This is a genomic window from Bradyrhizobium sp. 2S1 (assembly GCF_011516625.5).
GTDB classification, from domain to species: Bacteria; Pseudomonadota; Alphaproteobacteria; order Rhizobiales; family Xanthobacteraceae; genus Bradyrhizobium; species Bradyrhizobium septentrionale.
In genome coordinates, this window is record NZ_CP147717.1 from 3,778,439 (window position 1) to 3,802,324 (window position 23,886).

Below are 23,886 nucleotides of genomic sequence, written 5' to 3' on the forward strand. Positions count from 1 at the left end.
ACAAATCCGGCGATGGTTCAACCGGGCTCGGCTGCGAACGATCTTGTGAAGACGGCGGGCCGTCACGCTTCAGCGCTGAGTTCGGCGCGGTCGAGCTCTTCTTCGACCAGATGGAAGGCGTCGTCACCGATCGCCTCGGTGTGGCGCAAATTGAGCAAGGCCTGACGCGCTGCTGCGATTGCGCGCCGGCGCAGCGGATCGGCCGGCAGCTCGCCCGAGGCGATGCCGCCGTCCGGCTCGGTCTCGGCGCGCAGCAGCACCGCGCGGTATTCGAGTCGGAGGATCTCGGCCTCCTCGGAGGGGTCCGCATCGATTTCGTCCAGCGCCGCGCGAAAGGCGACGCCGCGGGCGTGCGCGGCCTCGCGCGCGATCGGATCGTCGTCATCGAATTTCATCGCCAGGATCAGCGGCCGCAGCGTCAGGCCCTGGATCACCAGCGAGCCCAGCACCACGGCAAACGCCGTCAGCAGGATCAGGTCGCGATACGGAAAATACTCCGGCAGCGCAAACGCGGCCGCCAGTGTGACGATGCCGCGCATGCCGCACCAGGACACGACGATACTACGCCGCAGCGACGGCACCGCCGCCACCACGTAGCGCGGAAGCAGGCTGCGCGCCTTCAGGGCACGCAGGAAGGCGCCATAGGACATCACCCAGGCGATGCGGACCACGACCACGACCGCGAGGATCGCAGCGGCAAAGCCGCAATATTTCCACCGCACCTCGTCGTCGAGCTCCGACCAGATCGGACGCAGCTGCATGCCGATCAGCATGAAGGCGAGCACGTTGAGGACGAAGATCACGGTTTCCCACACCGTATAGGACGACACGCGCAGCCGCGCCGATGTGCGGGCCGGAGCGGTGCGGGCGATCGTGATCGCATAGGCGATGATGGTGAGGATGCCCGACAGCCCGATATGTTCGGCGATGATCCACACCATGAAGGTGCCGCCGAACTGGGTGATGATCGCGCTCGGCGCCTCGGTGATGCGGCGGGTGATCATCATCCAGACCTGCGCGAACAGATAGCCTGCGGCGAGGCTGCCGACCAGCGCGACCGCAAGCGACGGCACGAATTCGCGCACCTTCATGTGTTCGGCCGCGATCAGGCCGACGGCGACGCGATAGATCAGCAGCGAGCTGGCGTCATTGAGCAGGCTCTCGCCCTCGAGGATCTTCTGGATCCGGTAGGGCAATTTGACCTGGCGCAGGATCGCAGTGGCCGCGGCCGCGTCGGGCGGGGCGACGATGGCGCCGAGCGCGATCGCGACCGGCCAGGGCATGTCGGGAAGCAGCCAGCGCGCCACCACCGCGACCGCCACCGTCGTGATGCCGACCGCGACCAGCACCAGCGTCGAGACCGGCAGCCAGTTGTTGCGGAGATCGCGCAGCGAGGTGTCGAACGCGGCATCGAGCAGCACCGGCGCGACGAACAGGGCCAGCGCCAGTTTCGGTTCCAGCGCCCAGGACGGGCCGGACGGCACGAAAGCCAGCAGCACGCCGCCGACCGCCAGGAAGGTCGGGTAGGGCACCTTGATCTTGCGTGCCAGTGCCGACAACGCAACGGCCGCGAGCAACAGGCCGATGATCCATTCGAACGTGAGCAAGGCGAACCCCCAGTGCAGCCGATCGTCGCAATTGACGTATAATCCAGCGTGTGGTTTTGCGGCAAATGGCGCGCTGCCGGAAATCGGGGACCGGTGGTTGGGTGCGGGAGAGGGATGTCTTGTCGGCGATTGGGATGCGACGCAATTCTGCAAATCTGGTCTTGAATCTGGCTTTGGCGCTGCTGTGCATTTGCCTGGCAGGCGCGCTGACAGCAGGCGTTGCGTGTGCCACGAGCAGCGAGCCCGGCAAGGATGTGCAGGTCGATGCCGGCCCCTGCATCGCGGCGGTTGCGGCGGCGGATGACGACAAGACCATCGATGTCTGCGGCGCGCTGATCGACAATGAGAAGGCGGCGAAGCCCGATCGCGTCAAGGCGCTTGTGGCGCGCGCGAGCGCCTATGACCGCAAGCAGATGATCGATCGCGCGATCGCCGATTACGACAGCGTGCTCAGGCTCGATCCCTCGCTTGCCGACGCCCATAATGCGCGCGGCGAGCTGTGGCGCCGCAAGGGCGACCGGCCGAAGGCGATCATGGATTTTGGCGCCGCCGTCAAGCTCGACCCCGATCACGCCGCCGCCAAGGCCAACTACAAATCGCTGTCGCTGGAGCTGGAGCGGATCGGCGCCATGATGGCGGTTGCCGGCAAGCCGAGCTTCGATTGCCGCACGGCACGCCGCGCGGTGGAGAAGGCGATCTGCGCCGATCCCGCGCTCGCCGATCTCGATCGCGAGATCGGCGCGTCGAGCTTTCGCGCGGTACACGAGTCGAAAGACCCGCGGCAGGCGCGCGAGCTGCAGCGTGTGCAGGATCAGTTCATCGCCCGCCGCAACGCGGAATTCGGCCAGCCGGGCTATGATTTGCAAAAGGCGATGCGCGAGCGGCTGCAGCGGATCAACGGGGTCGACGGCTACTAGCCGGACCCGGCCGAAGGTCGCGGTCATTTCGGCTTGAAACCCGGCCGCTTCCCGTGACAATGGTCGGCAAATGACGCGCGACCGCGCGAGGGAGAAACGCGATGAACAGCCAGCAGATGAGCCGGTATCATGAGGTGCATGCCCGCTCGCTTCGGGACCCCGAGGGCTTTTGGGCGGAAGCGGCGCGCGAGATCGACTGGATCGAGCCGGCGAAGAAGATCTTCGATCCCTCTATGGGCGCCTATGGCCGCTGGTTCACCGGCGCCGTGGTCAACACCTGCTACAACGCGCTGGATCGCCACGTCGCCGGCGGCCGCGCCGGCCAGGTCGCGCTGATCCACGATTCTCCGCTCACCAACACGATCACCAAATTCACCTATTCCAAGCTGCTCGAGGAAGTGCAGACGCTCGCCGCGATCATGCAGGATTTCGGCGTGAGCAAGGGCGATCGCGTCATTCTCTATATGCCGATGGTGCCGGAGGCGGTCGTCGCGATGCTGGCTTGCGCGCGGATCGGCGCGGTGCACAGCGTGGTGTTCGGCGGCTTCGCGGCCAAGGAGCTGGCGACCCGGATCGACGACGCCAAGCCGAAGCTGATCTTCTCGGCGAGCTGCGGGCTCGAGCCCGGCCGCATCGTGCAGTACAAGCCGCTGCTCGACGAGGCGATCCGGCTCGCCGGCGCCAAGCCCGAGACCTGCATCATCCTGCAGCGGCCGCAGCAGGCTTGTGAGCTCACCGCGGGCCGCGACCACGACTGGGCGACGCTGCGCCGCGCCGCGTTCGATGCCGGCAAGGCCGCGCCCTGCGTGCCGGTGCTGGCCACCGATCCGCTCTACATCCTCTACACCTCGGGCACGACCGGAATTCCGAAGGGCGTGGTGCGCGACAATGGCGGGCATCTCGTTGCGCTGAAATGGTCGATGTACAATCTCTACGGTGTCAAGCCCGGCGAGATCTGGTGGTGCGGCTCCGACATCGGCTGGGTGGTCGGCCACTCCTACATCGTCTACGGCCCGCTGATCCATGGCGCGACCTCGATCATGTATGAGGGCAAGCCGGTCGGCACGCCGGACGCCGGCGCGTTCTGGCGCGTGATCAGCGAGCACAAGGCGGTCGCCTTCTTCACCGCGCCGACCGCGTTCCGCGCGATCAAGAAGGAGGACCCCGAGGGCAGGCTGCTCAAGAGCTACGACCTCTCGAGCTTCCGCACCCTGTTCCTCGCCGGCGAGCGCGCCGATCCGCCGACCGTGGCGTGGGCGGAGCAGCAGCTCAAGGTGCCTGTGATCGATCACTGGTGGCAGACCGAGACCGGCTGGTGCATCGCGGGCAATCCGGTCGGGCTCGGCATGCTGCCGGTCAAGCATGGCTCGCCAACGGTGCCGATGCCGGGCTATCAGGTCGACATCGTCGACGAGGCGGCGAAGCCGGTGGCGGCGGGCACGATGGGCTCGATCGTGATCAAGCTGCCGATGCCGCCGGCCTGCCTGCCGACGCTGTGGCAGCAGGACGATCGCTTCAGGGACGCCTACCTCACCGAATTTCCCGGCTACTACAAGACCTCGGATGCCGGCTACAAGGATGCGGACGGCTATGTCTGGGTGATGGGCCGCACCGACGACATCATCAATGTCGCCGGCCACCGGCTATCCACCGGCGGCATGGAGGAGATCCTGGCCTCGCATCCCGATGTCGCCGAATGCGCCGTACTCGGCGTCAAGGATGCGATCAAGGGCGAGGTGCCCTGTGGCTTCCTGGTGTTGAAGGCCGGCGTGACCAAGCAGCCCGCCGAGGTCGAGAAGGAAGTCGTCGCGTTGGTGCGCGAGAAGCTCGGGCCGGTTGCCGCGTTCAAGCTTGCGATTACAGTGGCGCGGCTGCCGAAAACCCGCTCCGGCAAGATCCTGCGCGGCACCATCAAGAAGATCGCGGACGGCGAGCCCTGGACCATGCCGGCGACGATCGAGGACCCCAAGGTGCTCGACGAAATCGGCGAGGCGCTGAAGGGGAAAGCGTAGCTCCTTCGGTGCGAGAAGCGACGAAGCAATCCATTGTCACTGCCTGCCGGATCGATGGATTGCTGCGTCGCTTCTGAGAGAGTGTCCGTGTGAACCCCTCTCCCTAACCCTCCCCCGCAAGGGGGAGGGAACCCTTCCGCCGGTGGCCTCCTCACGTAAGACGAACTGAACGGCATGCAGTTGCTGCATCATGTAAGGTGAGCACGCTGGTCAGGCTCCCTCCCCCCTTGCGGGGGAGGGTTGGAGAGAGGGGTGGCCCCGGGCGCGATGATCGATGCTTGCGCGATCGTCCAACTCGCTCGCCCACTCTCGAAACGCACCCAGAAGCAAAACGGCCTTGATTTTGATGGATTGCCGGGTCATCCCGGTTTTCCAACGCCATACCCCACGAGATACGGACCCACGGATGCGATCCATTTCCGCACGCGCGCCCATTGCATTGCTGCTCGCACTGCCGCTGCTGGCAGGCTGCCTCGAACGCGGGCGATCGCCAATCGCGGAGAGCATGGGCGACGACGACCAGTACTGCCAGGCCAGCGGCAAGGTTGCGGTCGGTTCGCCAGAATATGTCGCCTGCCGCAAGGACCGCGACGTGCAGCGCCAGAACGCCGAAGCCCGCACTGATCGGCGGCAGCGCGACCTCGGCGAATACATGATGAACAATCCGGACCGGCACTAGGCGCGTGATGACGGCCCGGCCGGCGGGGTATGCGCGGACTGGACGAGACCTGATCTTGTGCGTGTGGAAGGCGAGCTCGCGTTGGAACGTGACAGGATCGGAGAGCTCGACGGGCTGCGCGCGATCGCGCTGCTGACCGTCGTCATCTGGCACTATTTCGGGACGCCGGACGGTCCGCAAGGCTCGCCGTGGAAACTGCTGCATGTCGGCCGCTTCGGCGTCGATCTCTTCTTCATTCTGTCCGGCTATCTCATCACGGATATTCTGCTGCGGCACCGCGCGGCCAAACAATACTACTCGGCCTTCTACGGCAGGCGCGCGTTCCGCATCTGGCCGCTCTACTATTTGATGTGCGGCAGCGCAGCGATCGGCTGGTATTTTTCGCTAAGCCCTCATTTGTTTGACACCAGGGGCGTGCCTGGCTGGCTGTATCTGTTCGGCTTGCAGAATTTCGGAATGGCCATGGCCCAGACCGATGGCGCCTACTGGCTGGCCGTAACCTGGTCGCTCGCGATCGAGGAGCAGTTTTATCTGCTGTTTCCGTTGCTGGTCCGGAATATCCCGTCCGAGCGGCTGTTCGCGATCTTGCTCGTCCCGATCCTGATCTGCCCGATCGGGCGCCTGATCGACAGCACGCTGCCGGATGCCTATGGCTGGTACGTGCTCCCGCAATTCAGGATCGATTCGCTTGCGATCGGCGCGCTGATCGCCTGGTGGCGTCTCTATCGCAAGCCGGATGCCGAGATATCCGGACGCGTCGCCGCGATCCTCAAATGGTCGAGCATTTCGCTTCCCCTGCTGTGGCTGTTCGGGTGGAAGCGCTGGTCGGTGGCGTTCTCGCACACGCAGGTCGAGATCTTCTTCGGTTCTCTGCTGTTCGTCGTTCTGGAAAATCGCGGCTCTGCAAAACTCGCGATCCTGCGCAGCTCGGTCGCGAACTTCTTTGCCAGAACGTCCTACGCGGCGTACCTCACCCACCACGTCGTCGTGTACCTGCTGTTCGCCGTGCTCCATCAACCAAGAACAGTCACGAGCCTCGCCGGCATCCTGCTGACCTTCGCCGCGCTTGCCCTGACGTTCGGGCTGTGTGCGCTGAGCTATCGATATTTCGAACGTCCGCTGCTCGACTTTGCCCACCGGCGCTTCTCGTTCGGGTGAGCGAAGCCGGTGAGAGCATTTTCGGTTCTGATTGAATCAGAACCGAAGCTCTAGCTTGTTGTTTGGACGCGCTTTCTTTACGCGAACCGGCGTCCACTTCGCTCGAAAACGCTATAGCGGCGCCGCGTGCCGGATCAGGGCAACTCGTGCTCGCAAACAAAAAACGCGGCGAGTTGCCCCGCCGCGTGTCGTCGTCCGGTGGTCGCGCGAGGCGCTTACTGCTCGTCTTCGTCGGCCTTCTTGCCGCCGATCGTTTTCAGCTTGGCGAACACGGCATCGACGTTGAGGTCGTCGTGCTTCTCGATCGGCTGATCGTCCAGTTCGTCCTTGCGCGTGGTCTCGGAGGCCGGCAGCAGCGTGGCGCCGCCATAGACGGTGGTGGTCGGCTTCTCCTTGGCGGCGCGCTGCACCTCGAAATCGAGCTCGATCTGCGAGCACAGGCCGAGCGTCACCGGATCCATCGGGGTCAGGGTCGAGGCATTCCAGTGGGTGCGGTCGCGCACGCTCGCGATCGTGGTCTTGGTGGTGCCGACCAAGCGCATGATCTGGGCGTCCTTCAGCTCGGGGTGGTTGCGCACCAGCCAGAGGATCGCGCTCGGCCGCTCATGGCGGCGCGACACCGGGGTGTAGCGCGGGCCCTTCTTCTTGGCGGCGGAAGGCAGCACCACCTTGCTCTCCTGCAGCTTGAGACGGTAGTTCTGGTCCCTCTCGCCCCGCTCGATCTCCTCGCGGGTCAGCTGGCCATTGGAAATCGGGTCCATGCCCTTGATGCCCTGGGCGGCGTCGCCGTCGGCGATGGCGCGGACCTCCAGGGGGTGCATTTTGGTGAAATCGGCCACCTGATCGAACGTGAGGGCGGTATTGTCGACCAACCACACGGCAGTCGCCTTCGGCATCAGCGGTGCGTTGCTCATGGCAAATCTCCTTTGTGCTTCGCCCACCTCTGTCGAGGCGAAGCTGGTAGTCATCGGTGATGACGGGAATTATGGCGCCTATATAAGCCCTCAGGGGGGAATGGCGCAATGGGCCAGCAAAATCGCCTTGACAGCGCCCGAAAGCAGTCCCAAGTCCTTATCCTAACTGGCCGTTCCCCGCCCGCCGGCGAGGGGTGATTCGGTCCCGAGATTGCCCCGAGACAGCCCGATGTCAGCGAAAAAACCCGACCTTAGAATCGTGCTTTGTTCCCCCCGCGGCTTTTGCGCAGGGGTGGTCCGCGCCATCGACACGGTCGAGCGTGCCCTTACCATTTATGGCGCCCCGGTCTACGTCCGGCACGAGATCGTCCATAACAAGTATGTGGTGGACAGCCTGAAGACCAAAGGCGCCATTTTCGTCGAGGAATTGGCCGAAATCCCCGACGATACCAACGCGCCGGTGGTGTTTTCGGCCCACGGTGTTCCGAAATCGGTTCCGGCCGAGGCCAAGGCCCGCAATTTCTTCTCGCTGGACGCGACCTGCCCGCTGGTGACCAAGGTCCACCGCGAGGCGGCGATCCATTTCAAGCGCGGCCGCGAGATCCTGCTGATCGGGCATTCCCATCACCCCGAGGTGGTCGGCACGCTGGGCCAGCTTCCGGTGGGCGCTGTGACCCTGATCGAGACCGCCGAGGATGCAAAGACCTTCGTCCCGAAGCACCCCAACAACCTCGCCTTTGTGACCCAGACCACGCTGTCGATCGACGACACCGCGGAGATCGTGGCGCTGCTCAAGCAGCGCTTCCCGAACGTCAACGGTCCGCACAAGGAAGACATCTGCTACGCCACCACCAACCGCCAGCTCGCGGTCAAGAAGGTGGCGCCGGTGGTCGATGCCCTGATCGTGGTCGGCGCGCCGAACTCGTCGAACTCGCAGCGCCTGCGCGAAGTCGCCGAGCGCGAGGGCTGCCCGATTGCGGTTCTTGCCCAGCGGGCCAGCGATCTCGACTGGAGCAGGTTCGAAGGCATCACGAGCCTCGGCATCACTGCGGGCGCATCGGCGCCGGAGGTGATCGTCGAGGAGATCATGGGCGCCTTCGCCGAGCGCTACCAACTGCACGTGGAGACGGTCTCGGCCGCGGAAGAGAACGAGTTCTTCCCGCTGCCGCGTTCGCTACGGCCCGACGCTGCCGCGGCGGAATAGACCATATGGCGGTCTACACCGACGTTGCCGCCGAAGACCTCGCGGAATTCCTCAAGAGTTACGACATCGGCGAATTGCTCTCCTACAAGGGCATCGCCGAGGGCGTCGAGAATTCGAACTTCCTGCTGCACACCAGCCAGGGCGCCTACATCCTCACGCTCTATGAGAAGCGCGTGGCGGAGGACGACCTGCCGTATTTCCTGTCGCTGATGGCGCATCTCGCCGAGCGCGGCGTGTCGTGCCCGCAGCCTGCGCGCAACCTCAAGGGCGAGGTCTACAGCCGGCTCGCCGGCCGGCCCGCGGCGATCATCAACTTCCTCGAAGGCGTGTGGCCGCGGCGGCCGAACGTGGCGCATTGCGGAGGCGTCGGCGAGGCGCTGGCCAAAATGCATCTCGCCGGCCGCGACTTTCCGCTGGTCCGCAACAACCCGCTGTCGGTCTCCGGCTGGCGGCCGCTGTTCGATCTCGCCGCCGCGCGGGCCGACAGCGTGCAGCCAGGCTTGCACGACTTCATCGCGCGCGAACTCGATCATCTCGAAGCCGCGTGGCCGGCGGATCTTCCCGTCGGCGTCGTCCATGCCGACCTGTTTCCCGACAACGTCTTCTTCCTCGGCGACAAACTCTCCGGCCTGATCGACTTCCCGTTCGCCTGCAACGACATCCTGGCCTACGACGTCGCGATCTGCCTCAACGCCTGGTGCTTCGAGCCGGATCTTTCCTTCAACGTCACCAAGGCGCGCGCGCTGCTCAATGCCTATGGCAGGGGGCGGCCATTGTCGGCGGCCGAGGAGGCCGCGCTGCCGCTGCTCGCGCGCGGCGCATCGATGCGCTTCCTGCTGACGCGCCTGGTCGATTTCCTCAACGTCCCCGAGGGCGCGCTGGTGCAGCCGAAGGACCCGCTCGAATACGTCCGCAAGCTGCGCTTCCAGCAGAACGTCGCTGCCATCAACGACTACGGCATCACGCCGGCGGGATGCGCGGCGTGAGCGACAAGCCGCATGTGATCGTGTTCACCGATGGTGCCTGCTCCGGAAATCCCGGACCGGGCGGCTGGGGCGCGATCCTCAGATTCGGCGACGTCGAGAAGGAATTGAAGGGCGGCGAGCCGCACACCACCAACAACCGCATGGAGCTGATGGCGGCGATCTCGGCGCTGGAAGCCCTGAAGAAGCCCTGCGCGGTCGACCTCACCACCGACAGTCAGTATGTCCGCCAGGGCATCACCGGCTGGATCCACGGCTGGAAGCGCAACGGCTGGCGCACCGCGGACAAGAAGCCGGTCAAGAACGTCGAACTGTGGCAGCGCCTCGACGCCGCGCTGAAGCCGCATGAGGTGCGCTGGCACTGGATCAAGGGCCATGCCGGCCACGCTGAGAACGAACGCGCCGACGAACTGGCGCGCGAGGGCGTGGCGATGGCGCGGCTGAAGGGCTAGGGCGCGTGACGTGGAAGATGGTCAAACCCCGCCATCTTCGAACTACCCCAACATCGTAACCAATCTGATCAGCTCGGACTGGCGATGGGTACCGGTCTTGAAGAACACCGACTTCAAATGGTTGCGCGCCGTTGCCAGAGAGATTTCCAGTTTCTCCGCGGCGGCGTGAATCGGCAGGCCACCGGTTAGCAACGCCGTCAACCTGGCCTCTGCCGGTGTCAGATCGAATGCCTGCGCGATGAGCTTCGCATCCAGCGGCGGGGGTGGCGACAGGTTGGAGAAGACCAGCATCGCGCGAGCGCCCAGGAAGACGCTGCTTGCCGCACCTTCGACCGGCAGCACGCGGATCAAGGCGGGAGGCTTTGCGGCGCGGCGGACCACGATCGGCTCCGTCGGCAGCGCAACGCCGTCGGGCGACGACCGGATCAAATCGACAAGACGGTGATATTTCGCCATCGCCTCCTTGTCGCGGAGAGCAAGCCGCCTGTTCCGGACCAGGATGTCCTGATCGAATCCGGCATCGGCCGCCGCATTGCAGCTCAGGACAAGGCCCTGCCGATTGAGGACGAGAGCAGGCCGCTGAACCTTCTCCAGCACGCTGGTCATCGACGAGAGGGCAACTCGGCCGACTGCCGTCGCCAGTGTCGCGGTCTCGGTCAATCTTGGCGCAAGACGGGCAAGCGCCCGCTTGTCCGCCGCGTCAAACGGCTCCTCGTTTTGGGTGCGCTGAAGCGTGAGTGCCCAGGCGGCGGAGTCGGCCCAAAAACCGATGCCGGCAAACCATTTGAAGCCGAACGGAAACAGGACTTCAACGGAAACAGGACTTCATTGTACATCGGATCAGCCCGGATCTGCTCGGGTGTCAGCAGGTCATGATCCGTGACGACCTCTCCGGCCATCATGCGCGGAAACCCGATTGCACGTGGGTCTTTTGTCTGCCAATCATTTGCAAAGTAGAACCGGGTGCCTTCGTCGATGGATTTCGTTCGCGGCACGTCCGGTGTCCGAACGTCGCTTTGCAGCAGCAGAGCAGCTGATGCGCCAACCGCCGCGCAGATGCTTTCCATCAGCTCTGGCCACAGCAATGGATCCACCACGGCATCGCCGAGGCGGCTCATGACTTGGGTCAACCGATCGTGGTCTATGGCTTTCGGACTCAAGGGGAGCGTCGTTGAACAGGCGGCGGGAAACATCAAGAAATACAGACGGATGGGGCCCCGCAATATCGGGACTGTCGCGGGTGTGCGCAATTGTCGCACCCAAATGGGTCAGGATCGAACTCTGGCCTGCATGATATCCGGATCGTGTCGTTGTCTTCCTAGGCAAGTATCTGACTGAATTGAAGATTTGTTCGATCCGGTGGTTAGGATCGTCTGCGATTTTGATTGGGGGATTGGGGATGGGATCTTTTCAGGGGACCGCGGGTGACGACACGGTTACCGGCACAGCCAACGGTTCAAACACCAACGATACCCTTCAGGGGCTTGCCGGAAACGACACCCTGATCGGCGGAGACGGCGCGGACGCCCTCGACGGCGGTACCGGCATTGATTTCGCGTCCTACGCGGACGCGCCGGCCGGCGTGGTGGCAAATCTCGTCAGTCCCGGACTCAACACAGGCTACGCACTGGGCGATACCTACACCTCGATCGAAGGCCTGATCGGAAGCAACAGCAACGACACGCTGACGGGCGACAGCAGCAACAACCTGCTTCGCGGCGGACTGGGCGCGGACGTCCTCGACGGCGGCGCCGGCAGCGACACCGCCGACTATTTCGGAGCTTCGGCGGGACTGCTGGTCAGCCTGGCAAATCCCGCTGGCAATACCGGCGAGGCCGCCGGCGACACCTATACGTCGATCGAGAACATCCGCGGCTCGGCCTTCAACGATACGCTGATCGGCGATGGCAACAACAACACGCTGCGCGGCGGCCTCGGGGCGGATTCTCTCGACGGCGGTGCCGGATTCGATTTCGTATCCTATGCGGATTCGACAACGGCAATCACCGCAAGCCTTGCCAATCCGGCATCCAACACGGGCGAAGCGGCCGGCGATACCTACGTCTCGATTGAAGCGATCCGCGGCAGCGACTTCAACGACTCGTTGACCGGCGATGCCAACATCAATTTCCTGCAGGGCGGTGTCGGCGCCGACACGCTGGACGGCGGGGCCGGTTTTGACTTTGCCGACTATTTCAACGCAAGCACCGCGATTGTCGCCAATCTCTCGGATGCATCGGCGAACACGGGCGAGGCCGCCGGCGACGTCTATGTCGGCATCGAAGGGCTCAGAGGCGGCGCATTCAACGATCTCTTGGTCGGCGACAATAATGGCAATTATCTGCGGGGCGGCCTCGGCGCAGATACGCTGAACGGCGGCGGCGGCCGCGATGTCGCCGATTATGGCAATGCCAGCGCGGGTATCGTCGTAAATCTCAATAACCCTTCACTGAACACGGGCGAAGCCGCCGGAGACGTGTACGTTTCGATCGAGGGCATCCAGGGAAGTAACTTCAACGATACGCTGATCGGAGACGCCACGGCGGACACTCTATTCATCGGCGGACTTGGCGCCGACTCGATGGTAGGTGGCAGCAGCGGCATTGATGCGGCCTCGTATATAAGTGCGACGTCCGGCGTCACTGCAAGTCTCGCTAACCCGGCAGTGAACACCGGCGAAGCAACTGGAGATTCCTATAGCGGCATTGAGGTGCTGATTGGCAGTGCGTTTGCCGACCATCTGATCGGCGATGCCGGCAACAATCCGCTCGACGGGCGCGGTGGGGCAGATACTCTCGATGGCGGCGCCGGCTTTGACACCGCTTCCTACGACCAAGCATCAGCTTCGGTGGTGGCCAATCTTGCTGACAGCTCGCAGAATACTGGTGACGCGGCCGGCGACGTCTATAGCTCCATCGAGGCTCTGTCCGGGTCGCGTTTCAATGACACGCTTGTCGGAGATGCAAACGACAACATTCTGAGTGGCGGTCTCGGCGCCGACGCATTGAACGGAGGAGCAGGCAACGATATCGCCTCCTATTCCCGGGCCAGCTCCGCCGTGGTGGCTAGCCTGGCAAACCCGGCTGCCAACACCGGCGAGGCGAGTGGAGACATCTACACCTCCATTGAGGGTCTCGACGGCAGCAGTTTCAACGATACGCTGACCGGTGACGGTGGGAATAATGTCCTAGGGGAGGCGGAGGGAACGATTCGCTTGACGGTGGGTCTGGCACCGATACAGCGTGGTTCTTCGGCAACCGAAGCGCATATACGATCACCCGAACCAGTCCCACGAGTTCGGTCCTCGTCGCCGGCGAGGGATTGGACACGCTGACCAATATCGAACTGCTGCATTTTTTCGACGTGCCCCTGAACGTTGCGGATCTGCCGATCGCGAACACCGGGACGGCTGGTGCCGATAATCTTTACGGCGGCGTGGGCAACGACTCGCTCGTCGGGCTCGGCGGCAACGATGTCCTGATCGGTTTTGCCGGTGACGACGTCGGATATGGCGGCGACGGCAATGACTATTTCTATGCCGGCTCCGGAAACGACATTCTTGTGGGTGATGCTGGTCTCGACGTTCTCCTCGGCGAAGCGGGCAACGATTCCCTCTATGGCGGGTCCGGCACCAACTATCTGTTCGGCGGCGACGGCAACGACCTCATCATTGGTAACGGTGGGATCGTCGGAGCAGGGGATGTCAATGTGATGTTCGGAGAGGCCGGCGCCGATGCCCTGTATGGTGGCGCCGGCTTCAACTATTTCTATGGCGGCGCCGGCGTCGATACGATGTTCGGCGGCAGTGGTCTCAACATCTTCGTCTCCTCAGGCGAAACGGATGGCAACGTCATCTACGGCGGCGCGGGCCAGAACTACGTCTATGGCTCCAATGGTGGCGATACCGTCACCGGCGGCGCCAGCGTTGACGTATTCCTGATGGGCTCGGGCGCGGACAACATCAGCGGAGGCGGCGGAGTGGATTATGCCTGGGGTGGCGGGGGCGCCGACACCTTCTCCATCAGCGACACGACCTCTGAGGTCATGGTCATCCAGGATTTCAACACGGGTGGGGTCAACGACTTCCTGAGCTTTGCCGGCACATCGCTGCATTCGTTTGCTGATGTACAAGCAGCCGAGACCTATGTCGCCGGCATCAACACGACCATCATCACCGATGCGGCAGGCAATGCGGCCTGGCTGATCGGGATCGCACCGGGACAGCTGGATGCGAGCATGTTCAAGTTCAGCTAGGACCTGCTCGACCATTTTCCGGATGCACGGGCTCGCGCGCGACGCGACCTCAACGAGGTTTCGGGCCGTGCCGACGAGATCATTGAATGAGACCGCACCTGCGCCGAGGCAGGTGCGTCTCAGCCTTAGCCAAACTTGAACATGCTGGCGTCCAGTTGTCCTGGTGCCAAGCCGATCAGCCAGACCGCACTGCCCGCGGCGTCGGTGATGATGGTCGTGTTGATGCCGGGTGAGTAGAACTCGGCGGCCTGAACATCGGCGAACGAATGCAGTGACGTGCCGGCGAAATTCACGAAGTCATTGACGCCGCCCGTGTTGAAGTCCTGGACAACCATGACCTCCGGCGTGCTGTCATTGATCGTGAACGTGTCGGAGCCACCGCCGCCCCAGGCATAGTCGACACCGCCACCACCGGTAATATTGTCGTTGCCGCTCCCCATCAGGAACACGTCGACGCCTGCGCCGCCAGTGACCGTGTCGCCGCCGTTCGAACCGTAGACATAGTTCTGGCCTGAACCGCCGTAGATGAAATTGCCATCGGTCTCGCCCGACGAGATGAAGATGTTGAGACCGGAGCCGCCGACCATCGTATCGACGCCGGCGCCGCCGTAGAAGTAGTTGGTGCCGATGCCGCCGGTGAGAAAGTCCGCGCCGTCGCCGCCGTACATGACATTGACGTCGGAGGCCGCAGCTCCGCCGCTTCCAATCAATGTGTCATCTCCGGCGTCACCGAACAGATAGTTGAATCCGGTGCCTCCGTAGACGAAGTCGTTGCCATCTCCGCCCAAGAGCACGTCAAGCCCATCGCCGCCGACCAGCGTGTCGTCGCCGCCATAGGCATAGATGTAATCATTGCCGTTTCCGCCATAGGCCGCGTCATCGCCGATCGTTCCAATGAGGATGTCATTGCTCGCCGAGCCGGCAAGCAATTGGCCGGCAACCAGGTCAAAGCCGCCGTCGCTGAACGGGCCGGCGGAATACACCACCGATGTCGTGCCGAAACCCCCCGGATGGATTGATGAATCTGCAAAAAGCTCGTTCGGCGCAATTGAAGTCGTGAAGGTGAAGCCGGTGAGCGATTGGCCGGGCTGCAGCGCGGTGGCGGTGGAGTCTGCGACCCAACGGACGCTGTAGCCGTTCGCCGGGGGGGCACCGTCCGTGATGCTTGCGGTCCATCCCGAAGGGGCGACGAAGGTCGGAATCTCGCTCAGGTAGCCCTGGCCGGGCAGCCAGGAGAACCAGAATGTACCAATCGGGGTGGTACCATTGTCGATCAAGGTGATCGTGTACTGATAGCTTGTCGGGGAAAGCTGCACGAATCCGATGAACGCGGATGCATTTTCAGCCATGACGGGCCTCCCTGATCAGTGCGGCCGAACATTAAGTTATTGGAATTTAATCGACTTGAGCCGAAATCAGCGCAGCATCAATGCTCTGCGTGTTGACCAAACACCGGCGCGCCCGGGAAATTCCGGCAAGCTCGGGGGAGGCGGGACGAAAAAGCCGATCCGCGGAGGGAACCCTTCGTCCGGCACAGATTGCACGTAGCCGGCCCTGCGTAGGGTGGGTCAAGCGCAGCGAAACCCACCATTTCAGTGCACGGCACGAAGCTGATGGGTTTCGCTACGCTCTACCCATCCTTGAGCTACAACGCGGCGATCCCCAGCTATCGCCACGCCCAAAACTGTCATCGCCCGCGAAAGCGGGCGATCCAGTATTCCAGAGACAGTGGTGATTGAAACGAGAGGCCGCGGCGTACTGGGTCGCCCGGTCGAGCCGGGCGACGACAGCCAGGTTTGCGGCGAAAGCTCAGCTCAGAGCTGCCCGAGCAGTGTGTCGCCGCCGGAGACTTCGACCTTGCCCGGGGCGGGTTCGAGGTTGAGCTTCTTCACCACGCCGTCCTCGACCAGCATCGAGTAGCGCTTGGAGCGGATGCCGAGGCCGTTGCCGGAGGCGTCGAGCTCCATGCCGATCGCCTTGGCGAAGTCGGCATTGCCGTCGGCGAGGAACACGGCTTCGTCGCGCTGGTCGGTGTCGCGCTTCCAGGCGTTCATCACGAAGGCGTCGTTGACCGAGACGATCGCGATGGTGTCGACGCCCTTGTTCTTCAAGGCGTAGGCGTTGAGGAAGATGCTCGGCAGATGCATCTTGTGGCAGGTGCCGGTGTAGGCGCCGGGCACCGCGAACAGGGCGACCTTCTTGCCCTTGAAAATGTCGTCGGTGGTTTTGACCTGCGGCCCTTCGGCGGTCATGACGCGAAACTTGGATTCCGGCAGCTTGTCGCCAACATTGATCGTCATCGGTGTTCTCCCTCGGTGAAGCGGAACTCTCTTAAACCCGGCTGCGGAACGGCACAATACGACCTGGCGGAAGAACGGCAATGCCGGATGCTGGTCACCGTTCCGTCATCAGCCGGAAAACCCGCCGGCGTCGAGAAACGCCTGCTCGTCCGCGGTGGTTTGGCGGCCCATCACCCGGTTACGGTGCGGGAAGCGGCCGAACCGGCGGATGATGTCGGCGTGGTCCTCGGCATATCTGAGGTTGTCGGGATGGCCGCCGCATTGCCGAAACAGCGCCACGCAGCGCTGCTGGTCGGCGAGATGCTCCGAATGCTCGAAAGGCAGATAGAGGAATTCGCGCAGCAGCGGATCGATCCGCGCGTCGACGCCGCGGTCGATGGCCCGGCCTGCCACCTCGCGCGCCAGCGGATCGCTGGAAAAGGTCTTGGCGTCGTTACGAAACAGATTGCGGGGAAACTGGTCGAGCACGATGGTCAGCGCCAGGGCGCCGTCGTCGTTCGCCTCCCATGACGACAGCTCGCCGGCAGCCGCCTTCTGCCAGGTGGCGAGGAAGCGGCTGCGGATCTCGGCATCGAACGCGTCGTCGCGCGTGTACCAGCGGTCACGGCCAGCCTTTAGCCAGAAGGTGATGATATCGGCCGGCGTCGCGAGGCGCGCGTCAGTCATGTCCAACGCTCGCCTCGCCGGTCTCTTACGCCGCAGCCTTCTTCTCGTCGCGCAGCTCGCGGCGCAGGATCTTGCCGACATTAGTCTTCGGCAAATCGGTCCTGAACTCGATCTGCTTCGGCACCTTGTAGGCGGTGAGCTGGGTGGCGCTGAATTTGATGATGTCCTCGGCGGTAATGTTCGGGTCCTTCTTGACCACGAAGGCCTTCACCGCCTCGCCGGACTTCGCGTCGGGCACGCCGATCACGGCGCACTCGAGCACGCCCGGATGGCTCGCCAGCACCTCCTCGATCTCGTTCGGATAGACGTTGAAGCCCGAGACCAGGATCATGTCCTTCTTGCGGTCGACGATCTTGGTGTATCCCCGCTCGTCCATCACGCCGATGTCGCCGGTGCGGAAATAGCCGTCCGATGTCATCACCCGCTCGGTCTCGTCGGGCCTGTTCCAGTAACCCGACATCACCTGCGGACCCTTGGCGCAGATCTCGCCGGCCTCGCCGATCGGCAGCTCATTGCCGTCGTCGTCACGGATCGAGAGCCATGTCGACGGCACCGGTAGGCCGATCGTCCCGGAGAACTCTTCGATCGTCGCGGGATTGCATGTCAGGGTCGGTGAGGTCTCCGATAGGCCATAGCCTTCCGACAGCGCGGTGCCAGTGACTTTCAGCCATTTTTCCGCGACCGGCCTTTGCGTCGCCATGCCGCCGCCGTTGGCGATCTTCAACTTGGAGAAGTCGAGCTCGTCGAAGCCGGGCGTGTTCAGCAAGCCATTGTAGAGCGTGTTGACCGCCGGAAAGAAGCTGACCTGGTACTTCGACAATTCCTTGATGAAGCCGGCCATGTCGCGCGGGTTCGGGATCAGCAGATTGGTGCCGCCAGTTCGCACGCCAAGCAGGTAACACGCGGTCAGTGCGAAGATGTGATAAAGCGGCAGCGCGCAGACGATGATCATATTGTCGACATGCGGCGGCTTCTTCAGCGCCGGCTGCAGCCAGGCGTCGTTCTGCAGCACGTTGGCGAGCACGTTCTGGTGGATCAGCGTGGCGCCCTTGGAAACGCCCGTGGTGCCGCCGGTATATTGCAGGAAGGCGACGTCCTGGCGCGTCAGCACCGGCTTGTTGAGCTTCATGCCGCGGCCCGCCGACAGCGCGTCGTTGAACGAGACCGCGCCCGGGATCGACCAGGCCGGCACCATCTTCTTCACCCGGCGTATCACCAGATTGACGATTACGCCCTTGAAGCCGAGCAGGTCGCCCATGCTCCCGACGATCACCTGCTTGACCGCCGTGTTCGCCAGCACCTTCTGCACGGTGGTGGCAAAGTTCTCCAGCACGATGATCGCCTCCGCGCCGGAATCCTTGAGCTGATGCTCGAGCTCGCGCGGGGTGTAGAGCGGATTGACGTTGACCACGGCATAGCCGGCGCGCAGCACGGCGGCGGTCGCAACCGGGTATTGCAGCACGTTCGGCATCATCAGCGCGACCCGCGCACCCTTCTGCAGGCCCTTGCTCTGCAGGTAGGCGCCGAGCGCCGACGACATCTCGTCGAGCTCGCGATAGGTGATCGACTTGTCCATGCAGATGAACGCCTTGCGATCGGCGAACTTCTTAAAGCTCTCTTCCAGCAATTCGACCAGCGACGAATATTGCGTGACGTCGATATCGGCGGGCACGCCGGCCGGATAGTGCTTGAGCCAGATGCGCTCCATGGTGGTCAATCCCCTCTCTCAAATTTGCCTGATGTCCCGGATTGCTTCCGGGTTTCCGGCGCTTTGGCCGGCACTTAGTCGGCTGTTGGCCGCGTTATTTTCGGCAGTATTGAGCAATGCCGCGGTCAATGGCAAGCCGCGCTATCGACGCATCGGGAAATAGGAGGGCCGGCTGCGCTGCTAGCCGGCCGGCTTGGCGTCAGCTTTCGGCTTGTCGGCCGCCTTCGGCTTTGCCGCCACGGGCTTCGCTGCCGCGGGCTTGGCGGCAGGCTTCGCGGCGGCCGGCTTGTCCGCGGCCGGCTTCGCAGCTGCGGCATCCGGCTTGGCGTTGGCATGACGCACCGGCTTGGCCGCCGGCTTGTCGGATTTGGCGTCGCCCTTGTCGGCTGCCGCATCGGGCTTCTTGGCCGCGACGCGGGTGTGCTTGCCCTTGCCGCGCTTGACCGGCTGCATCTTCTCGGTGTCGGCCTCGACCGCGGCGATCAACGCGGCGCCGGTCTTGGTCGGGCCCGTATAAACCACGACCGGCTCCGACGCCGCCGGCGCCTGCGCCAGCATCTCTGACGGTTTCGGCATCGCGGCCTGCAGGCCGGCGGCGAAGAAGCTCACGCCGCCTTCGCCGTTGGTGGTCGAGCCTCCGGCGCTGGCGACGGTGTCTTCGCCGTCCTCGTCGCTGGCCGGCCGCTTGTGCTTGCCGCCGCACATCTCCTCGCGCAGGTTCGGCGGCGAGGCATCGATCGGCACCAGATTGTCGACGGTGCCGAGTGAGGGCCGCAGCCACGCCAGCCCGTTATTGGCAAAGCCGCGATCCAGGAGCTGCGCGGCGCGGATCGCGCGCATGCGGCCCGAGGAGGCGCCGAGCACCACCGCGATCAGTCGCCTGCCGTCGCGCGTCGCCGACGCCACCAGATTGTAGCCGGAGGCGCAGATGAAGCCGGTCTTGAAGCCGTCGGCGCCGGGATAGCGGCCGATCAGCTTGTTGAAGTTCGGCGTGATGCGGCGGCCGAAGCGGATCGACGGGATGTGGACGAAATATTCGTATTCCGGCAGGTCGCGGATGATGGCGCGGGCGAGGATCGCCATGTCGCGCGCCGAGGTGATCTGGCCGTCGGCGGGCAGGCCGTTCGGGTTGACGTAGCTCGTTTGCGTCATGCCGAGCTTTTGCGCGGTCTGGTTCATCATTCCGGCAAAGCCGTCGATCGAGCCGCCGACGCCCTCGGCGAGCACCACGGCCATGTCGTTGGCCGACTTCACCAGCATCATCTTCAGCGCGTTGTCCACGGTGACCTGGGTGCCGGGCCGGAAGCCCATCTTCGAGGGCGATTGCGAGGCAGCGGTCGGCGAGACGGTGAGCAGCGTGTCGAGCGACACGCGGCCATCCTTGACCGCCTTCAGCGTCACATAGGCCGTCATCAGCTTGCTGATTGACGCCGGATACCACGGCATCGTCGCATTGTCGGCCTGCAGCACCTTGCCGGAATCGGCCTCGACGACCAGCAGCGCCTCGGCTTGCGCCAGCTGCGGCGTTGCGATGGCGAGCATCGCAACAGCCAGAATCCATTTCAACGACGGGCGCAGCGGGCGAGGAAAATGCACGAGTCCGGTTCCGGTCCTTTGAGACCCGCCTTAAAACAAGGAGGTCTTGCGATTGTAGCGTACGGGTTTCAAGCGTGTCCGGCGCCGCGTTGCGGCGATGCAAACCCTATACCGGCTTGCCAGCAGAGAACAGAGGCCGGGGGATTATATCGTGGACGAAATCGGCTGAATTTCGGCAGCCGCCTCAATTGGAAAGCCGGAATTATGGTGTCTCGATGCCGGCGCGTGCCTGCTCATGGACCATGAACTGGGCCCGCGCGAGCTCGGCAAAACGCCCGCCTTTCGCCACCAGTTCATCGAAAGTTCCGCTTTCGATCACCCGTCCCTGGTCGAACAACAGGATGCGGGTGGCGTGGCGGATGGTGGACAGGCGGTGCGCGATCACAAATGTGGTGCGGCCCTTCATCACTTCATCGAGAGCGGCATTCACCTTGGCTTCCGTGACGGCGTCGAGCGCGCTGGTCGCCTCGTCGAGGATCAGGATCGGCGGATCCTTCAAGAGCGCACGCGCGATCGACAGCCGCTGACGTTCGCCGCCGGAGAGCATACGGCCGCGCTCGCCGGCATGGGTGTCGAATTTCTTGTCGCTGCGCTCGATGAAATCCAGCGCCTGCGCCCGCGCCGCGGCGGTACGCAGTTCCTCGTCGGTCGCATCGGGCTTGCCGACGCGCAGATTGTCGGCGAGCGAGCGGTTGAACAGCAGCGCCTCCTGGAACACCACGCCGATGTTCCGCCGCAGCGCCGTCAGCTTCAGCGCGCGGATGTCCATACCGTCGATCTTGATGATGCCGGATTGCGGATCGAACGCGCGATGCAACAGCGCAATCGCGGTGGACTTGCCGGCACCGGTCGAGCCGACCAGCGCGATGGTCTGGCCGGGCAATGCGGTGAAGGAGAGATCCTCGATCGCCGGCCGCTTGCCGTCATAGGAGAACGAGACGTTGTTGAACTCCACCAGGCCGGACAGCCGTCCGGGATCGACCGCGCCGGGCCGGTCGCGCACTGCCGGCACCGCATCGAGCACGTCGAAGAACTCCTGCAGGCGCGGCGCTTCCATGAACACGTTGTTGATGAAGCTCACCACCTGCTCGAGCTTCTGGATCAGCATGGTGGCGAACGAGACGAACATCACGATCTCGCCGACCGTGGTGAGGCCCTCGTTGTGGAGCGCGATGCCGACGGTGAAGATCGCGAGCACCGTGATGGTGGTCGAGGCGCGGGTGATCACGGTGACCAGCGCCCACCATGACAGCACCGGCATCTGCACCGCGAGCAGCTTGTCGGCGACGTAGCGCAGGCCCTGCACCTCGGAGTCGATCCGCACGAAGCTTTGCACCAGCGCGACATTGCCGAGCGCGTCGGAGGCGCGCGCCGACAGGTCGCTGTAATAGGCCTCCACCTCGCTCTGCATGCCGTAGGTCTTGCGCACCACCAGCGTGGTCAGCACGGTGAACACGACGCAGAGTATGAACAGCAGGATTGCCAGCCGCCAGTTGATGTAGAGCGCGAGCGGCAGCAGCACGATCAGCGACATGATGGCGGCGAAATGCTCGCGGAAGAAGCCGAGCCAGAGTCGCCACAGCGCATCGGTGCCGTTCAGCATCACCTTCATCAGCCGCCCGGAATGGGTGCCGGAGTGGAAGGTCAGCGGCAGCTGCATGATGTGCTCGAAATAATCGGTCAGCACCGCCTGGCGCTGGCGGTGCGCCAGCCGGTCGGCCTGCAACGCGACGATCGCACTGCAGCCGATCGTGAACAGGCCGAACGCTGCCCATGCGATCAGCAGCGGCCATGCCGAGGAGGTCGCGAACAGTCCGGTGACCGGCCGGCCCGACAGCACGTCGACGATCTTGCCGAACAGCACCGGCTCGGCGAATTGCGCGCCGGCGAGCAGCACGTTGGCGGCGGCGAGGATCCAGCCGAGCCGCGCCTCCTTGCCGAGCAGTTCGAGGGCGCGGGTATAGAGGCGGAGCATGGACATGCCGGCGGGACTCGTAAGCGGTGGACGCCCGGTCAGGCGGGACGCGATTTAATCAGGGTTCGCGATGCAGGGCCAGCGGGCGGAAGTACATCACGCTCTGTCATGGCCGGGCAGAGCCGTCCAAAGGACGGCGTCGCTTCCGCTCGCCCGTAGCCGTCCGAAGGACGGCGTCGCTTCCGCTCGCCTATGGACCCGGCCATCCACGTCTTTCTCGCAAGCGATCACCGAAGACGTGGATGCTCGGGTCGTCTGCGCGAAGACGCGCTTCGCGCTTTTGCCCAGGCATGACGAATACGGAGAGCTGTCCTCAATTCACAAGCCGGCCGTCGATCGGCGGCAGGAACTGGTCGTCGAAGATGTCGGCGGCGTGCGGCCGCTTCTGGAATTTGAAATCCTCCGCGAGCTGATCGATCGACCGCTCGAAGCGCTCCGCCTCGATGCCGCCGATGCCGTCGCGCTTCACCTCGCCGGTCAGGATGTTGTCGCGGATGATGGCGCGCAGCCGCTCGAGCTCCAGATCGCGCGAACCGCCATCCATCCGGCTCACCACCTCGCCGGCGGCGCGCCCCGGGTCCTTGATGGCGAGGTTGGTGCCGCCGATCACCGCGCGCACGAAACCTTTCACCGCATCCGGCTTCGCCGCGGCAAGGCGCGGGCTGACGATGACGGCAAACCCATAGGCCTCGCAGCCATAGTCGGCGAAGCGCAGCACCGCGAGATCGTCGGCCGGCACGCCGCGATCCCGTAAATTGATCGCCGAGAGATAGGAGAAGCCGGTCACGGCGTCGACCTGTCCGGCGGACAGCATCGGCTCGCGCACTGCGGCGCTGATCGTGTTCTGCTTCACGCTCGATAGCTTGATGCCGTTCTGCTTGGCGACGGCGGGCCAGAACAGGATCGAGAGGTCGCCCTCGGCGACGCCGAGGTTCTTGCCTTCCATATCCGCCAGCGCCTTGATGCCGCGGCTCTTGCGGGCAATGATCGCGTAGGGCGCCTGGTTGAACAGCACCAGCACCGCCTTGACGGGCGCCGCACCGGGCTTGTCGCGAAAGCGGATCAGCGTGTTGATGTCGACCAGCGCGAAGTCGCTCGAGCCGTCGGCGACCCGCGCGATCGCGTCCGCGGAGCTGGTGGCGACGTTGGTGCCGACCGCAAGCCCCTCGGCGCTGAACAGGCCGCCGGCCTGCGCCATCACGAACGGCGCGGCGGCAGCATCAAGCGGACGGTCGAGCGTGAACTGGATGGCGAGCGGCGGCGGCTGGTCGCTGGCACGGAGCGGGGTGACGGCCGGCCACGCGCCGCCCGCGAGGCCGATCATGCCGGCCAGTATCCAGCGGAGAACGGTGGTCCGAGTTACCTGCATCATGACATCCGGGAGGCGAGACAAAGTGCCGCGCCGGCGCGCCTGCTTCATGGCATCGAATGCGCCATGGCAACGTGCAATTTCAAGCGTTA

At 64.1% G+C, this 23,886-nt stretch carries 20 protein-coding genes; 9 read left to right on the forward strand and 11 right to left on the reverse strand.

Features of this window, described 5'->3' with window-relative positions; translation table 11 throughout:
• Positions 1-62: 62 nt before the first annotated feature.
• Positions 63-1,607: a cation:proton antiporter gene (locus HAP54_RS17805; protein ID WP_166302224.1), complete on the reverse strand. Its 1,545-nt coding sequence runs from the start codon at positions 1,605-1,607 to the stop codon at positions 63-65.
• A 134-nt stretch (positions 1,608-1,741) separates the two neighbouring features.
• Between HAP54_RS17805 and HAP54_RS17810 the strand changes: the two genes are divergently transcribed.
• From HAP54_RS17810 to HAP54_RS17825, 4 genes are all read left to right on the forward strand, one after another.
• A complete protein-coding gene (locus HAP54_RS17810) occupies positions 1,742-2,524 on the forward strand; it encodes a hypothetical protein (RefSeq protein WP_166302227.1) in 783 nt (260 codons plus the stop codon).
• A 101-nt stretch (positions 2,525-2,625) separates the two neighbouring features.
• Positions 2,626-4,536 (forward strand): propionyl-CoA synthetase, encoded by a 1,911-nt coding sequence (locus HAP54_RS17815; protein ID WP_166302230.1) that lies wholly within the window; start codon positions 2,626-2,628, stop codon positions 4,534-4,536.
• 406 nt (positions 4,537-4,942) lie between these two features.
• Positions 4,943-5,215: a hypothetical protein gene (locus HAP54_RS17820; RefSeq protein WP_166302233.1), complete on the forward strand. Its 273-nt coding sequence runs from the start codon at positions 4,943-4,945 to the stop codon at positions 5,213-5,215.
• Between the two features lie 81 nt (positions 5,216-5,296).
• Positions 5,297-6,373: an acyltransferase family protein gene (locus HAP54_RS17825; RefSeq protein WP_166302236.1), complete on the forward strand. Its 1,077-nt coding sequence runs from the start codon at positions 5,297-5,299 to the stop codon at positions 6,371-6,373.
• A 215-nt stretch (positions 6,374-6,588) separates the two neighbouring features.
• Here the strand turns inward: HAP54_RS17825 and HAP54_RS17830 are convergent, their stop codons facing one another.
• Positions 6,589-7,287, reverse strand: coding sequence for a DUF1013 domain-containing protein (locus HAP54_RS17830; RefSeq protein WP_166302239.1), 699 nt, complete (start codon positions 7,285-7,287; stop codon positions 6,589-6,591).
• 229 nt (positions 7,288-7,516) lie between these two features.
• Between HAP54_RS17830 and ispH the strand changes: the two genes are divergently transcribed.
• Genes ispH through rnhA form a run of 3 tightly spaced genes read left to right on the forward strand, consistent with a single transcriptional unit; the run spans position 7,517 to position 9,926 of the window.
• Positions 7,517-8,491, forward strand: a complete 975-nt coding sequence (gene ispH, locus HAP54_RS17835) for a 4-hydroxy-3-methylbut-2-enyl diphosphate reductase (protein ID WP_166302242.1) — start codon at positions 7,517-7,519, stop codon at positions 8,489-8,491.
• A 5-nt stretch (positions 8,492-8,496) separates the two neighbouring features.
• Positions 8,497-9,477, forward strand: coding sequence for a homoserine kinase (locus tag HAP54_RS17840; protein ID WP_166302245.1), 981 nt, complete (start codon positions 8,497-8,499; stop codon positions 9,475-9,477).
• Positions 9,465-9,926, forward strand: a complete 462-nt coding sequence (rnhA, locus tag HAP54_RS17845) for a ribonuclease HI (RefSeq protein ID WP_166302248.1) — start codon at positions 9,465-9,467, stop codon at positions 9,924-9,926. The genes HAP54_RS17840 and rnhA overlap by 13 nt, the downstream gene beginning before the upstream one ends.
• Before the next feature lie 42 nt (positions 9,927-9,968).
• On the opposite strand, the gene HAP54_RS17850 is transcribed toward rnhA, so the two are convergent.
• Together HAP54_RS17850 and HAP54_RS17855 are read right to left on the reverse strand one after the other, a co-directional pair.
• Positions 9,969-10,532, reverse strand: a complete 564-nt coding sequence (locus HAP54_RS17850) for a hypothetical protein (protein WP_166302251.1) — start codon at positions 10,530-10,532, stop codon at positions 9,969-9,971.
• 50 nt (positions 10,533-10,582) lie between these two features.
• The gene (locus HAP54_RS17855) at positions 10,583-11,086 is read right to left on the reverse strand and encodes a hypothetical protein (protein WP_166302253.1); all 504 of its coding nucleotides are present in this window, start codon (positions 11,084-11,086) and stop codon (positions 10,583-10,585) included.
• Positions 11,087-11,325: 239 nt separating this feature from the next.
• On the opposite strand from HAP54_RS17855, the gene HAP54_RS17860 reads away from it, so the two are divergent.
• Both HAP54_RS17860 and HAP54_RS17865 read left to right on the forward strand, forming a co-directional pair.
• Positions 11,326-13,260 (forward strand): beta strand repeat-containing protein, encoded by a 1,935-nt coding sequence (locus tag HAP54_RS17860; protein ID WP_166302256.1) that lies wholly within the window; start codon positions 11,326-11,328, stop codon positions 13,258-13,260.
• On the forward strand, positions 13,248-14,180 hold the full coding sequence (locus HAP54_RS17865; protein ID WP_166302259.1) for a calcium-binding protein: 933 nt from the start codon (positions 13,248-13,250) through the stop codon (positions 14,178-14,180). The genes HAP54_RS17860 and HAP54_RS17865 overlap by 13 nt, the downstream gene beginning before the upstream one ends.
• A gap of 125 nt (positions 14,181-14,305) precedes the next feature.
• On the opposite strand, the gene HAP54_RS17870 is transcribed toward HAP54_RS17865, so the two are convergent.
• The 7 genes from HAP54_RS17870 to HAP54_RS17900 all read right to left on the reverse strand — a co-directional run bounded on the left by HAP54_RS17870 (position 14,306) and on the right by HAP54_RS17900 (position 23,794).
• Positions 14,306-15,529 carry a calcium-binding protein gene (locus HAP54_RS17870; RefSeq protein WP_166302261.1) on the reverse strand — a complete coding sequence of 408 codons (1,224 nt, stop codon included), beginning with the start codon at positions 15,527-15,529 and terminating at the stop codon, positions 14,306-14,308.
• Positions 15,530-15,994: 465 nt separating this feature from the next.
• On the reverse strand, positions 15,995-16,480 hold the full coding sequence (locus tag HAP54_RS17875) for a peroxiredoxin (RefSeq protein WP_166302264.1): 486 nt from the start codon (positions 16,478-16,480) through the stop codon (positions 15,995-15,997).
• Between the two features lie 108 nt (positions 16,481-16,588).
• Entirely contained in the window at positions 16,589-17,146 is a 558-nt protein-coding gene (locus tag HAP54_RS17880) for a DUF924 family protein (protein ID WP_166302267.1), read from the reverse strand.
• Between the two features lie 25 nt (positions 17,147-17,171).
• The gene (locus HAP54_RS17885; protein ID WP_166307983.1) at positions 17,172-18,854 is read right to left on the reverse strand and encodes a long-chain fatty acid--CoA ligase; all 1,683 of its coding nucleotides are present in this window, start codon (positions 18,852-18,854) and stop codon (positions 17,172-17,174) included.
• A gap of 180 nt (positions 18,855-19,034) precedes the next feature.
• Complete coding sequence (locus HAP54_RS17890) at positions 19,035-20,450, reverse strand: D-alanyl-D-alanine carboxypeptidase family protein (RefSeq protein ID WP_166302270.1); 1,416 nt, start codon at positions 20,448-20,450, stop codon at positions 19,035-19,037.
• A 202-nt stretch (positions 20,451-20,652) separates the two neighbouring features.
• On the reverse strand, positions 20,653-22,431 hold the full coding sequence (locus HAP54_RS17895; protein ID WP_166302273.1) for a glucan ABC transporter ATP-binding protein/ permease: 1,779 nt from the start codon (positions 22,429-22,431) through the stop codon (positions 20,653-20,655).
• Positions 22,432-22,738: 307 nt separating this feature from the next.
• Positions 22,739-23,794, reverse strand: a complete 1,056-nt coding sequence (locus HAP54_RS17900) for an ABC transporter substrate-binding protein (RefSeq protein ID WP_224741886.1) — start codon at positions 23,792-23,794, stop codon at positions 22,739-22,741.
• Positions 23,795-23,886: the final 92 nt, after the last annotated feature.